The following is a 13345-nucleotide window of genomic DNA, read 5'->3' as shown; positions in this document are numbered from 1 at the left end:
GTGTATCCTCCTAATAGAATAGTACCGACACTAAAAACATTAACACGATTCATTATATACTATAAATTAACTATATGAGAAAAAGGACAAGAGTAGAAGGAGATCTACATATGATTAAAGGAATAGGTTTGGATATTGTTGAAATCGGACGTATACAGCAACTAGTCGAGCGGCAGCCAAAATTGATCACGAGGGTTCTGACCGCAAATGAGCAGGACCACCTCGCATCTTTGAGTGGTCGGCGTTCCATTGAATTCATTGCAGGCAGGTTTGCGGCAAAGGAAGCATTTGCTAAAGCGAACGGGACCGGTATCGGACATGTGCTATCTTTTCAGGATATTGAAATAAGCAAAGACCCGTACGGAAAGCCGTTTTTTTCACAGCCTGACGGAATGAACGCTCATTTGTCGATCACCCACAGCAGGGAGTTCGCAGCGGCCCAAGTCATCATCGAAGAGTAAGGCACTAAGCTGTAGAAAACAATCAAGAATAAAAAAGTTCAGGCTTGTCATCTTCGCTAGCATATTCCCCGAGGTTGTCTCATATATTCAGTAGTGCAATAGGAGAGACAAGGCTAGGTATAAACTGTCGGGACACCGATTGTAAGAGAGACAAACATAAAAAAAGTCTTTTTCTTATACCGTCTAGCTTTCCCCTCTCTCAATTACGTATATCTTGAGACAAAAGGGGTTGAAAAAATGAAGAAAAAGCTAGTGATACTAGTGATGGCCATGCTTGCAGTGCTGATGCTGGCTGCTTGCGGGGAGCAATCGAAGGAAGACGTGACAAAGGATCTTAAGTCAAAGGTAGAGGACATGAAGGGGTATAAAGCGGACGCCAAAATGACACTTCAGGTTGGCGATGAACCACAGACCTATGACGTGGAAGTTTGGCATAATAACCCTAATTACTACCGGGTGGCTCTTAAAAATGCCGCGAAGGATCAAAGTCAAATGATTCTCCGTAATGATGAAGGAGTATTTGTCTTGACCCCTGCGCTGAATAAGAGCTTCCGCTTCCAGAGTGAATGGCCTAATAACAGCAGTCAGGCTTATTTGTATGAATCTCTTGTCCAGGATGTACTCGAGGACAAGGAAGCGAAGTTCAAAGAAACGAAAAACCATTATGTTTTCACAACGAAAACGCGTTACCAGAATAAGCAAATGCTTCCGACCCAGGAGATTGCTTTTAACAAGAAAGATCTTTCCCCTGCCACCGTGAAGGTGATGGATGCAGATAATAACTCTCTTGTTAAAGTGGAATTCTCCAAGATGGACATGAAAGCAGCGTTTGATAAAAAAGACTTTGATATGAAGAAGAACATGACGGGAGCGCAGCTTGAAGTTCCGGTTACCGCAAATGTGGATGACAAGGATTTCACTGTCCTCTACCCTATGTCTGAAGTCACAGGAACTGAGTTAGTAGAGGAAAAAGAAGTGGCGACCGAGAATGGAAAGCGCGTCATCTTAACATATGATGGCGAGAAATCCTTCACGATCATTCAGGAGAAAAACACTGTCGTTCCTACCATGACGGTATCGACTTCAATGAAAGGTGAACTGGTAGACTTAGGGTTCACAGTCGCAGCCATGACCGATAATTCAATCCGATGGACGAATAATGGCGTCGATTACATGCTTGCTTCGAATGACCTGTCTCCTTCGGAAATGGTGATGCTTGCACAGTCTGTACAAGGTTCCATGGTGAAATAGAGCGTTCTAAACGGGGTGAACCATATTGGTTTGCCTCTTTTCTTTTGCTGTGTTCCAGTGGGGGTTCGGCGGGGTGTCTGCTTATATGGCGTGAACCGGCAATGGGAAAACAGAAGTGAGAGGGCGTGATCGCGGGGGGGGGGGGTTGGAAGTTATTGGATCGATAGTTATATGTTTCAGTGCGGAGTAGATCATCTATCTTAATCGTTAAGCAGCAAGTCTTGTGGAAAAGGACACCCGATTAGCCTTTTTATCACCAAATATCGAATAATGAAGTTGTTTTCCTATTTAGGCTCAGTTGAAACTGCCTCGGGAATAAAAAAATCGTCTCGCGACCCCCTTAATTGCGCCGGTTATAGAATTATTGCGCTGGTTCCCGATTAATTGCGCCACTACTAGGATTATTGCGCCGGATTTTAAGTAATTGCGCCAGAATCCTGATAATTGCGCAACTTGTCGAAAAAACCTTCTGAACCGTCTCCTCTTAACACCTTGTCATTTTTTACTGTTATCGACGAGCTCCACATGTCTCCGTGTCTTTTCAACGCCACTACCCTGCATATCCCCGATCAACCAAAGAGAAACTCTTCCTCATTCATCCTTGCTTCAAAAAAATTAATTTGACACAATAAGAGAATAGATGAATAATCAAAGATATTCTTGAATAGACTGACAATGTTTTGTTGTTATGAGGAAGTGACCAGAGTGGAAACACAGACGCAGTTCTTTCGTGATACTTGGGCAGAAATCAATTTGGATTATTTGACGGAAAATATTAAAAATATCAAGCAGCATATTGCTTCTGAGGAAGTGAAGATGTTTGCTGTCGTAAAGGCAAACGCATACGGGCATGGTGATGTGCAAGTCGCATTAACTGCGTTGGAAGCTGGTGCTCACGGTCTTGCAGTTGCCTTCCTGGATGAGGCCATATCGTTAAGAAAGGGAGGGGTCGAAGCACCGATTCTTGTTCTAGGTGCAACTCGTTCGATGGATGTGAAACTTGCCTCGTCCCACAATATTTCATTAACGACTTTTGGTATGGAGTGGCTGGAAGAAGCGGCGGAGGAACTTGATCAAACCTCTTCACTGAACCTGCACATAAAATGCGATACTGGAATGGGCAGAATTGGAGTCCGGAGTACAGAAGAATTAAAGAGAATGGAGAGCTTCATCCAATCCAGCAGCAAGTTTAACCTAGAAGGGATTTTCACACATTATGCCACTGCGGATGAGCTCGATGATGCATATCTCGACCAGCAGTTGGAAACGTTCGAAGAGATGCTTGCAGTGCTGGATGAACGTCCGCTGTACATTCATTCATCCAATAGTGCGGCAGCCCTGCGAAAACCGAAAACCCATTTCAACGCGGTTCGGGTAGGAATTGCGATGTACGGCCTTTCACCTTCTCAGGAAATGAAAGAGGTCCTGCCGTTCCCCTTAAAGGAAGTCTTTTCCCTTCATTCAAGACTGATCTATGCGAAAGAGCTTGAAGCAGGGGATAAGGTCAGCTACGGAGCCACATATGAGTCAGCGGGCGATGAATGGATCGGGACGATACCGATTGGTTATGCAGACGGGTGGCTGAGGAAGCTGCAGGGGCAGCAAGTCATCGTGGACGGAAAAAGGTGTCCGATTGTCGGAAGGATATGCATGGACCAATGTATGGTCTCATTACCCGGGGCATTGAAAGCGGGGGTGAAGGTCACCCTTATCGGACATGAAGCGGATGAGGCCGTTTCCATAGATGAGATTGCTGAAAAGCTTGAGACGATCAATTATGAAATTCCGTGTATCATTTCGACAAGAGTTCCGAGGATTTATATAAGAAACGGAAGGCCTGCAGAGGTTTCTAATAAACTACTATCTTCAGGCGGAGAAATAAAAAAGTGAAATGAACTGCATTTCAATGAATAATTAGTATTTTATATGGCGGATACTAGAAGAGATTGATAAATAGTCTTTTCATCCCCGTTATTTAATGGTATGATTAGTATGTTATTGAACAGAAACGGTATGTAGTGATTGGTGGAGGTGTAGTTTGTGTCTGAATCCAGCGCAACAACAGAAATCTTAATTCGTCTGCCGCAACAGCTCGTTACAGAATTGGACGGCTTTGCAGATCAAGAGAATGTGAATCGCAATGAGTTTATTTATCGTGCAACTAAAATGTATTTACGAGAACGTAAAAAGCGACAACTACGTGAATCTATGAGACGCGGCTATATGGAGATGGCTAAGATTAATCTTGCAATCGCTTCAGAAGCGATCCAAGCAGAATATGAGGCAGAACATACAGTCGAACGCTTAGTAAGCGGAGGTTAATCCTTTGATTGTAAAGCGTGGTGACGTATATTTTGCGGATCTTTCTCCTGTTGTAGGTTCAGAACAAGGCGGAGTTCGACCGGTACTTGTTATACAAAACGATATTGGGAATCGGTTCAGTCCCACAGTGATCGTTGCTGCTATTACCGCACAAATTCAAAAAGCAAAACTGCCTACTCATGTTGAAATTGATGCAAAACGTTATGGCTTTGAACGTGATTCTGTTATCTTGCTTGAACAAATTCGAACGATTGATAAACAACGTCTGACAGATAAAATTACACACTTGGATGATGAAATGATGGAAAAAGTGGATGACGCCCTCCAAATCAGTGTCGGCTTAATTCAATTTTAACCTTTTCATCCCATGTGGTTGTAGTTTTCAAAGTTAATTACAACAATAAATGACAACACAGCTACGAAATCGAAGGCTTGCTGATCAAGATAAGAAATTGATCAGCAAGCCTTCTGTTTTTGTATATGTTCTCACGCAATAAGCTGCCAGGCTGTGCCTGATAGACAGGATTATCCAGAACTATCCTCTGGTAGAAGAATATAACCTGAGATAAATATAGTCATTTGTATGACAAATAACTTATAACAATTTATAATAAAAAGGAACATGGGGGAAAATACCCGAAAAGGCATTGTTTTTTTCAATTTTGCATTTATTTGTTACTATATTATTAAATGCGTAAAATTTAAGCATAAGAACGGATTAGATTAAATATACGTTACATCCTTTCGTATATACAGTTGGTGTAAATTTCTTATGGTAGAATGGGGAGAGTTATATGTTCACTGAAATTACGGATTATATCCAGAGAAATAAGTCGGATTTAACACATGTTTGGATGGATAGGATGAAGGACGAAGCGGATGAGAAGTTCATCCAGGTTGTTTCGGATCAAATCTTCACTAAGACAAGCCATGAGTTTGTCGAGATGATTGCGTCTAATCTGAGGGACTCGAAAGAATTCACCTCCCGACTGGAAGATTTCGCTGAGAAGGTTGTACGATTCGGCTGGCCTCTGACATTTGTTACTTCAGCACTTAGCACGTTTGCTAAAGTGGTATATGAAGCGATGAGAGAGGACAAGTTGATTACCGATAAAAATCATGCCGAACAGGTTGAAATATTCGATAAATGGGTCACCCCAATGTATAACAAAGTAATCAGCGCTTATACAGAATCTTGGGAGAGAACCGTGTCCCTTCAGAAAATCGCTCTGCAGGAACTTTCTGCACCGCTGATTCCCGTGTTCGAAAAGATTTCAGTGATGCCCCTCGTCGGCACCATCGATACGGAAAGAGCGCGTTTAATTATGGAAAACCTTTTGAACGGTGTTGTGAAACACCGGGCTGAAGTCGTTTTAATTGATATTACAGGTGTCCCGGTAGTGGATACAATGGTTGCTCACCACATCATACAGGCTGCAGACGCGGTCCGCTTGGTGGGGGCTAAATGCATGCTGGTTGGTATTAGACCCGAGATTGCCCAGACGATCGTGAACCTGGGAATTGATCTTAATCAATTCAGTACGAACAGCACATTGCGAAAAGGAATTGAAAAGGCTCTTGAAATGACTGATAGAAAAATTGTTTCAGCGGAGGGATCAGAGTGAGGATACCAATTTTAAAATTGCACGATTGCTTGTTAATTTCGATTCAATGGGAACTTGATGATCAAACAGCCCTTCAATTTCAAGAAGATCTTTTGCATAAGATACATGAAACAAGTGCAAGAGGGGTTGTTATTGATATTACATCGATCGACTTTATCGATTCTTTTATCGCCAAGGTACTTGGCGATGTTATAAATATGTCCAGATTAATGGGAGCTAAAGTTGTCATCACAGGTATTCAACCTGCTGTTGCCATTACGCTTATTGAACTGGGCATTAGGTTGGACGATGTGCTAACCGCTCTAGACTTGGAAAAAGGTTTAGAGAAATTACAAACGGAACTGGGGGATTAGTGAATGGATAGCCAATCCTGCGTGAAGATCACGAATGAATGGGACATCGTTGCTGCCCGCCAGTTAGGAAGAAATGTAGCGAAAGAGCTGGGTTTTGGTACAGTTGACCAGGCTCGTATCACTACTGCTATCAGCGAATTAGCAAGAAATATTTATCTTTATGCTGGTCATGGTCAGATATGTATAGAAAAACTTTTCGACGGCGGAAAAAAAGGCGTGCGTATCATTGCATTGGATGATGGTCCTGGAATCAATGATTTAAGAAAAGTGATGGAAGATGGATATTCCACATCAGGTGGTTTAGGAGCAGGATTGCCTGGAGTTAAACGTTTGATGGATGAATTCAACGTAGAATCTGTACCTGGAGAAGGGACGGATATCCGGGCAACAAAATGGCTCCGCTAGGGGGAGTTAGATGAATTTTAGAGAATTGATGGATTCAAAATATAAAGAAATCATAGAACATTATCTGAACGAGCAAGATGAAAAGGCTTTGTATCTCGGTCAGAAATTCAGCCGTAAATCGATTGAGCACCATGTGTCACCGGAAGAAATCATCAGTCTCCATAAAAGTGTCATGCTCGAAATGGAACCTAATATTCCTCATCATGTCCTTCATGCTTTCGATATTCTTTTGGAAGTCATGATCGGATATGGATTTGCCTATCGCGAGCATCAAAGCCTGCGAAGCAAGCAGCAGGAATTAAACAATGAAATCGATATTGCTTCCAACATGCAGCAAACTTTGCTCGGGACAAGCATTCCGGCTGTAGAAGGTCTGGATATCGCTGCTGTCAGCGTTCCTGCAAAAAAGATGAACGGGGACTATTACCACTTTGTCCAGGATGAGAATGACAGTGTCAGTGTCGCCATTGCAGACGTAATCGGGAAAGGGATACCCGCTGCATTGTGTATGTCCATGATCAAATATGCGATGGACAGCCTGCCTGAATATCGCAACGAACCTAATGCCGTTCTGGAAAGCCTGAATAGAGTGGTGGAACAAAATGTGGATGCCAGCATGTTCATCACCATGTTCTACGGTGTCTATAACTCTCATAAACACTTGTTTTCTTATTCTTCAGCCGGACATGAGCCCGGCTTCTTCTATAATGCCCATGCCGGACATTTCGAAGACTTGGATGCAAAAGGGCTTTTATTAGGTGTGGATAAGAAAGCCAAGTATAGACAATATGAACGACGTGTGGAAGTTGGGGACATGATCATCCTGCTATCTGACGGGGTGACAGAGTGCCGTACTGAAGAAGGCTTTATTGAACGTGAAGATCTAGTGGAGCTGATCAGCCAGCATAAACACCTGACTTCAGATGAAATTGTTACCAACGTTTATAAAGAGTTAGAGAAATTACAGCATTTTGAACTTCGAGATGACTTCACCCTTATTATTATAAAAAGAATTTCCTGAAAGCTGTTTATCTTACATAGCATTAGGGTAAACGAATAGAGACTTTATTATAATGCTCTTAAAAAAAAGGTGGTCGTTTTATGAACTTGTCAATAGATATGCAAGAGAAAGAGAACGAATTATTTGTAAAAGTAGCTGGAGAAATTGATGCATATACAGCACCTAAACTTAAAGAAACTCTTCATCCTTCTGCTGAAGCTGAAAATGATAAAGATATCGTTGTAGATCTTTCGGAGGTTTCCTATATGGATAGTACCGGTCTCGGCGTTTTTGTAGGCTTATTCAAAACCATAAACGCACGCGGCGGCCAGCTGAAGCTGGTTGGTTTATCTGATCGTCTGCAAAGATTGTTTGATATCACAGGTTTAGGGGATATTATGAATATAAATTCCAAGGTAGAAGGTGGAGTTGAATGATGCAAGCTTTTGATTACATCGAGATGAAAATTCCCGCGAAGCCTGAATACGTTGGGGTTATTCGTCTGACCCTGTCAGGGATAGCCAGTCGTATGGGCTTTGATTATGATGCGATAGAGGACCTGAAGATCGCGACTAGTGAAGCGATCACAAATGCTGTACAGCATGCTTATAAAGGTGATGATGGTGAAGTGGTGGTCGGCTTTGCCCTTTATGAGGACCGCTTGGAAGTAATGGTGGCGGATCATGGTGAAAGCTTCGACTTTAAGACGATCCGAAGTGCCGTTGGTCCATATCATGCCGATCACTCTGTGGAATTCCTAAGAGAAGGTGGGTTAGGACTTTACCTTATTGAGAGCCTTATGGACGATGTAAAGGTTCATCATAAAGAGGGAGTGACGGTCTTTATGACCAAATTCCTATCAGGAGAGCAGGTGGAGAGGGATGAAAAAACTATCTCAACCTAACCAGCAGGATCAAAAAGAGAAAGTTCTTCAATGGATAAGAGATTATCAGGAGAACCAGGACGAAGATGCTCAGAGTCAGCTTATCCTGCACTACCAGAATCTTGTGGAATCCATTGCAAGAAAATATTCTAAAGGAAGGTCTTTCCATGAGGATATCATCCAAGTAGGCATGATAGGTTTACTGGGAGCGATCAGACGTTACGACGAATCCTTCGGAAGATCCTTTGAAGCATTTGCCATTCCAACCATTATCGGGGAAATTAAACGTTTCCTTCGTGATAAAACCTGGAGTGTTCATGTGCCGAGAAGAATCAAAGAGCTTGGACCAAAGATAAAATCAACTGTTGAAGAGTTAACAAATCAATTAGAACGTTCTCCACAAGTTCATGAAATTGCTGACTATCTTGAAGTAAGTGAAGAAGAAGTATTGGAAGCGATGGAAATGGGCAGAAGTTATCAAGCCCTTTCAGTGGATCATTCGATTGAAGCTGATTCTGAAGGAAGTACGGTTACGATACTGGATATTGTAGGAAATCAGGACGAAGGATATGAAAAGGTGAATCAACGCCTTGTGCTTGAAAAAGTGCTGTATGTTCTTTCTGATAGAGAGAAAGCGATTATCCAGCATACGTATCTGGAAAACCTAAGCCAGAAAGAAGCTGGAGAAAAGCTTGGAATTTCACAAATGCATGTCTCCCGTTTACAGCGCAGAGCTATTAAGAAGCTGCGTGAAGCCATCCAGGAAGAGGCTTTTGATTCGGAGAGTCCCTATTAATGGGTTATTTCCAACAAAATGAAATTGAGTTGTATGCAGAACAAGTTTCAAAAAATGGAAACCCATACTGTGGAGACAGTTATTATTACGTCTCTACAAATGAGTACTTTGTCTGTGTGTTAGCCGATGGGTTGGGAAGCGGAAAATATGCGTATGAATCTTCTCATGCAGTAGTGGAAATTGTGGAAAACAATCATCACGAAGATGTAGAAACCCTCATGGATTTATGTAATAATGCACTTCAAAAGATGCGCGGAGCTGCAGTGGCTATTATTAAAGCTTATTACCACTCAAAAGAATTCGTATACAGCTGCGTTGGGAATATCCGGTTCTACATGTATTCGCCTGAAGGAAAGATGACCTATCCTCTACCGGTGACAGGTTATTTATCCGGAAGACCACAAAAGTATCAAACGAAGCGTTATAGATATGAATCAAACTCGAGGTTTCTGCTCCATTCGGATGGATTAAATATTTCAGGTGTTAAGACTGTCCTTCGAAAGTATCCGACTTTGCACAGCACCATGCATGATATTCAATCATTAGTCGATGAAACCGCTGATGATACCACATATATAGTAGGAAGCTTACTCTAATGAATAGGGTGAGCTTTCTTTTTTTGCCTGATCATATGGTAAACTTAATGGGAACCCTTTTAGATGGAGGTCGTAAAATTGACTGTAACAATAACGAATCAAGAGAATTTATTGAATATCGTATCAAAAAGCCTAAATATTTCCCTTAAAAACGTGAAAAATGTTATTTCATTACTTGAAGAAGGTAACACGGTGCCGTTCATCGCCCGTTATCGTAAAGAACAAACGGGAGCATTGGATGAAGTCCAGATCAAAGATATTATGGAGCAGTGGAATTACCTGCAAAATCTTGAGCAAAGAAAAGAAGAAGTCCTTAGACTGATTGATGAACAGGGCAAGTTGACAGAAGAATTGTCTCAATCCATCAAAAAAGCTGACAAATTACAAAAGGTGGAGGATTTATATCGTCCATATAAACAAAAAAGACGGACAAAAGCAACAGTAGCAAAAGAAAAAGGATTAGAACCTTTTGCTGAGTGGATCTTGACATTTCCAGCAGCGGGTGATGTGGAAAACGAAGCGGAACGTTATATTTCTGAAGAACAAGAAGTGGTAACTGCAGAAGAAGCGATTGCCGGAGCGAAGGACATCATCGCAGAGTATATATCCGACGAAGCGGCTTTTCGTGAATACATAAGAAACCACACCTTCCGAAAAGGTGTCATCGAAACAAAGGTAAAGAATGAAGAGAAAGATGAGAAGAACGTCTTTGAAATGTATTATGAGTACAGAGAGCCAGTGAGTAAAGTCGTTCCTCATCGCGTACTGGCGATGAATAGAGGAGAAAAAGAGGATGTAATCAAAGTAAACATCCAGCCGGACGCGGAGGCCATTCTTCAATATATGCAAAGACAAGTGATTAAAAACCTACACTCTCCGGTAGTGTCTGTTGTCAAAGAAGCAGTTGAAGACAGCTATAAACGTTTAATTCAGCCCTCTGTAGAAAGAGAAATACGCAACGATTTAACAGAAAAGGCCGAAAATCAGGCCATTCACATCTTTTCGGAAAACCTGAGAAAGCTGCTGCTGCAGCCTCCTATGAAAGGGAAAATGGTTCTGGGAGTCGATCCCGCTTACAGAACGGGATGCAAGCTTGCTGTTATTGACGAAACAGGTAAAATGCTTGAAGTAAATGTGATTTATCCGCATCCTCCTAAATCACAAAAAGCTGCATCTGAAGAAGTGATGAAAAAGATGATCGATCAGTATTCCATAGAGGTTGTAGCCGTTGGGAACGGAACGGCTTCCAGAGAAACGGAGCAATTTGTGGCTGATGTCCTTAAAAATGTTGACAAAGAAATCTTTTATTTAATTGTGAATGAAGCAGGGGCCAGCGTATATTCCGCCTCTGAAGTAGCAAGAGAAGAATTTCCATCTCTTCAGGTAGAGGAAAGGAGTGCTGTTTCAATTGCCAGAAGGCTGCAGGACCCGCTTGCAGAACTGGTGAAAATCGATCCTAAATCTGTAGGTGTGGGCCAATACCAGCACGACGTATCTCAGAAAAAATTGAATGAGTCCCTGACCTTTGTGGTAGAGACGGCCGTTAACCAAGTAGGAGTAAATGTGAATACCGCATCATCATCCTTGCTGCAGTATGTGGCAGGGCTCTCTAAAACGGTGGCAAATAATATCGTGAAAAAGAGAGAGGAAGAGGGGAAATTCAAGTCCAGGGCACAATTGAAGAAAATCCCGAGACTTGGTGCCAAAACATACGAACAAAGTATAGGCTTCCTGCGCATCATGGAAGGTAAGGAACTGCTTGACCGGACGCCGATTCACCCGGATAACTACGGTGATGTCAAAAAGCTTCTTTCCAAAACAGGATTAAGTGAAGAAGCAATCGGAAGTGAAGATTTAAAGGTTGCCTTTAATCAATTGAATCTTGAAGAAGTATCGGAAGAGCTTGGGATCGGTAAGCTCACACTGAAGGATATCATCGATGCCTTGATTCGCCCCGGAAGAGATCCCCGTGACGAATTCCCCAAACCTCTTCTGAAAAAAGATGTACTGAAACTGGAGGACCTTTCAGAAGGAATGGAACTGCAAGGTACAGTCAGAAATGTAGTCGATTTTGGTGCATTCGTGGATGTGGGTGTGAAACAGGATGGCCTCGTCCATATTTCCAAGCTGAAACAAGGCTTCGTCAAACACCCGCTGGATGTCGTGTCGGTTGGAGACGTCGTCACCGTCTGGGTGGATAGTGTCGATGTGAAAAAAGGAAGAGTCGCTTTGACAATGATTCAATGATTGGATAGCAAAGCTTGAATATTGGAATTAATCGATTCTAGCTTTTGGTTGGAGTGCAAGACGAAGACTCCTGCGGGAAAAGTAGCTAATGTGAGACCCCGCAGGAACGAAGTGACGAGGAGGCTCACGGGCTACCCGCGGAAAGCGAAGTCTTGCACGGAAACCAAAAGCGGCGTTAAAATGCTATTTTCAATAAATAAAAGCTGACTTGATAGCAGCAACATCATCAAGTCAGCTTTTTTGTTCAGCTCCGGCGGCTAGAGATCATAAGCCAATTCAACCAAAAAGGCAAAAAACGCCTTTCCGGCTGAATTATCTTATGCTTGTCGCCGGCCGAGCCGCCTGCGCATTTCGGTTATTATTGTTGAGGGAAGTTTTTCTTCCTATAAAAATTCCAGCATTGATTAAGAAGTTTAATCTGATAACGATTCTTCTCAAGATATGCCTTCCTCATCTGATTAACGAGCCAGTTTGGCATAAGGTACCCTCCTTATTCCAATCTCCTTGAAAACATTCTTGAAACGACAGCCGCTGTCTATTCAGTGGGGATGATATATAATCTATGTGTATGTAGTGGAAGGTTGTCCTGTGCTGGAAAACGAACGAAGGTAAGGAGAATAAGTATGACAAACGATGAGCTGCAAACTCTGGTTGAAGAGATTTCACTTCAGCACTTTCAAAAACCATTTCGTCATAAAGCCTATTTTAACCTGCGACTCAGGACAACGGGCGGAAGATACATGCTAAAGAGTCACAATATAGATATTAACGAAAAGTATCTCGAAGAACATGGATTATCAGAATTGATCGGTATTATCAAACACGAACTCTGTCATTACCACCTTCATATTGAAGGGAAGGGATACAAGCATAGAGATGCTGATTTCAGAAATCTCCTGCAAAAAGTCGGAGGGGCGAGACATTGTACCGAGCTATCAACAGTCAAAAGGAACCAGCGCATACTGGTCTATTCCTGTTCAAAATGTAATCTCATGTTTAGGAGAAAAAGAAGGGTCAATACGCAAAAATATGTATGTGGCCGCTGTAAAGGTAAACTGGTTTTTCGTGAAGAGCTTACGCAAGGTTCCTAGGTGCTTATCAATCCTGACCGGGTGCTAAAAAGAGTTCTGTAAGTTAAAAAACTCCTTGGGAAAATAGTTGACAAGAAGCATCTGAGTCATTATAATCGAAAGAGTCGATAAGACATTTTAAGCGTTAGAATACTTCACGTTCCGCAGTAGCTCAGTGGTAGAGCTATCGGCTGTTAACCGATCGGTCGCAGGTTCGAATCCTGCCTGCGGAGCCATTTTTATGGAGAAGTACTCAAGTGGCTGAAGAGGCGCCCCTGCTAAGGGTGTAGGTCGGGCAACTGGCGCGAGGGTTCAAATCCCTCCTTCTCCGCCATC

The 13345-nt window shown here is 42.4% G+C and carries 16 protein-coding genes and 2 tRNA genes; 17 read left to right on the top strand and 1 reads right to left on the bottom strand.

Annotation, left to right across the window (positions count from 1 at the left end):
* The first annotated feature begins 110 nt into the window (after positions 1 to 110).
* From acpS to AAEO50_RS11315, 14 genes are all read left to right on the top strand, one after another.
* Positions 111 to 461, top strand: a complete 351-nt coding sequence (gene acpS, locus AAEO50_RS11380; protein WP_341983658.1) for a holo-ACP synthase — start codon at positions 111 to 113, stop codon at positions 459 to 461.
* A 237-nt stretch (positions 462 to 698) separates the two neighbouring features.
* On the top strand, positions 699 to 1712 hold the full coding sequence (locus AAEO50_RS11375; RefSeq protein ID WP_341983656.1) for an outer membrane lipoprotein carrier protein LolA: 1014 nt from the start codon (positions 699 to 701) through the stop codon (positions 1710 to 1712).
* Positions 1713 to 2417: 705 nt separating this feature from the next.
* The gene (gene alr, locus AAEO50_RS11370) at positions 2418 to 3602 is read left to right on the top strand and encodes an alanine racemase (protein ID WP_341983654.1); all 1185 of its coding nucleotides are present in this window, start codon (positions 2418 to 2420) and stop codon (positions 3600 to 3602) included.
* 150 nt (positions 3603 to 3752) lie between these two features.
* Positions 3753 to 4034: a CopG family ribbon-helix-helix protein gene (locus AAEO50_RS11365; protein WP_032085355.1), complete on the top strand. Its 282-nt coding sequence runs from the start codon at positions 3753 to 3755 to the stop codon at positions 4032 to 4034.
* Between the two features lie 4 nt (positions 4035 to 4038).
* A complete protein-coding gene (ndoA, locus tag AAEO50_RS11360) occupies positions 4039 to 4389 on the top strand; it encodes a type II toxin-antitoxin system endoribonuclease NdoA (RefSeq protein WP_006838214.1) in 351 nt (116 codons plus the stop codon).
* 439 nt (positions 4390 to 4828) lie between these two features.
* Positions 4829 to 5659, top strand: coding sequence for an RsbT co-antagonist protein RsbRA (locus AAEO50_RS11355; RefSeq protein WP_341983641.1), 831 nt, complete (start codon positions 4829 to 4831; stop codon positions 5657 to 5659).
* Positions 5656 to 6012: an STAS domain-containing protein gene (locus tag AAEO50_RS11350; RefSeq protein WP_058300003.1), complete on the top strand. Its 357-nt coding sequence runs from the start codon at positions 5656 to 5658 to the stop codon at positions 6010 to 6012. The genes AAEO50_RS11355 and AAEO50_RS11350 overlap by 4 nt, the downstream gene beginning before the upstream one ends.
* Positions 6013 to 6015: 3 nt before the next feature.
* Positions 6016 to 6417 carry an anti-sigma regulatory factor gene (locus AAEO50_RS11345; protein WP_032085358.1) on the top strand — a complete coding sequence of 134 codons (402 nt, stop codon included), beginning with the start codon at positions 6016 to 6018 and terminating at the stop codon, positions 6415 to 6417.
* Between the two features lie 10 nt (positions 6418 to 6427).
* Positions 6428 to 7438: a PP2C family protein-serine/threonine phosphatase gene (locus AAEO50_RS11340; RefSeq protein ID WP_341983631.1), complete on the top strand. Its 1011-nt coding sequence runs from the start codon at positions 6428 to 6430 to the stop codon at positions 7436 to 7438.
* Between the two features lie 80 nt (positions 7439 to 7518).
* On the top strand, positions 7519 to 7854 hold the full coding sequence (locus tag AAEO50_RS11335; protein WP_341983629.1) for an anti-sigma factor antagonist: 336 nt from the start codon (positions 7519 to 7521) through the stop codon (positions 7852 to 7854).
* Positions 7854 to 8321, top strand: coding sequence for an anti-sigma B factor RsbW (gene rsbW / locus AAEO50_RS11330; protein WP_341983773.1), 468 nt, complete (start codon positions 7854 to 7856; stop codon positions 8319 to 8321). Before AAEO50_RS11335 ends, rsbW begins: the two co-directional genes overlap by 1 nt.
* Positions 8299 to 9096, top strand: coding sequence for an RNA polymerase sigma factor SigB (sigB, locus tag AAEO50_RS11325; RefSeq protein WP_341983627.1), 798 nt, complete (start codon positions 8299 to 8301; stop codon positions 9094 to 9096). Before rsbW ends, sigB begins: the two co-directional genes overlap by 23 nt.
* Positions 9096 to 9692: a PP2C family serine/threonine-protein phosphatase gene (locus AAEO50_RS11320; RefSeq protein WP_341983625.1), complete on the top strand. Its 597-nt coding sequence runs from the start codon at positions 9096 to 9098 to the stop codon at positions 9690 to 9692. The genes sigB and AAEO50_RS11320 overlap by 1 nt, the downstream gene beginning before the upstream one ends.
* A 78-nt stretch (positions 9693 to 9770) precedes the next feature.
* On the top strand, positions 9771 to 11939 hold the full coding sequence (locus tag AAEO50_RS11315; RefSeq protein ID WP_425383192.1) for a Tex family protein: 2169 nt from the start codon (positions 9771 to 9773) through the stop codon (positions 11937 to 11939).
* 358 nt (positions 11940 to 12297) lie between these two features.
* On the opposite strand, the gene cmpA is transcribed toward AAEO50_RS11315, so the two are convergent.
* Positions 12298 to 12417 carry a cortex morphogenetic protein CmpA gene (gene cmpA / locus AAEO50_RS11310; RefSeq protein ID WP_175986492.1) on the bottom strand — a complete coding sequence of 40 codons (120 nt, stop codon included), beginning with the start codon at positions 12415 to 12417 and terminating at the stop codon, positions 12298 to 12300.
* Between the two features lie 145 nt (positions 12418 to 12562).
* Between cmpA and AAEO50_RS11305 the strand changes: the two genes are divergently transcribed.
* The 3 genes from AAEO50_RS11305 to AAEO50_RS11295 all read left to right on the top strand — a co-directional run bounded on the left by AAEO50_RS11305 (position 12563) and on the right by AAEO50_RS11295 (position 13343).
* Positions 12563 to 13030, top strand: coding sequence for a SprT family protein (locus tag AAEO50_RS11305; RefSeq protein WP_341983619.1), 468 nt, complete (start codon positions 12563 to 12565; stop codon positions 13028 to 13030).
* A gap of 140 nt (positions 13031 to 13170) precedes the next feature.
* A tRNA-Asn gene (locus tag AAEO50_RS11300) sits at positions 13171 to 13245 on the top strand.
* Positions 13246 to 13252: 7 nt separating this feature from the next.
* A tRNA-Ser gene (locus tag AAEO50_RS11295) sits at positions 13253 to 13343 on the top strand.
* Positions 13344 to 13345 lie beyond the last annotated feature (2 nt).

Origin of the sequence: Rossellomorea oryzaecorticis, from assembly GCF_038405515.1 — a bacterium.
Lineage (GTDB): Bacteria > Bacillota > Bacilli > Bacillales > Bacillaceae_B > Rossellomorea > Rossellomorea oryzaecorticis_A.
This window is presented reverse-complemented; position numbering and strand designations above follow the sequence as displayed.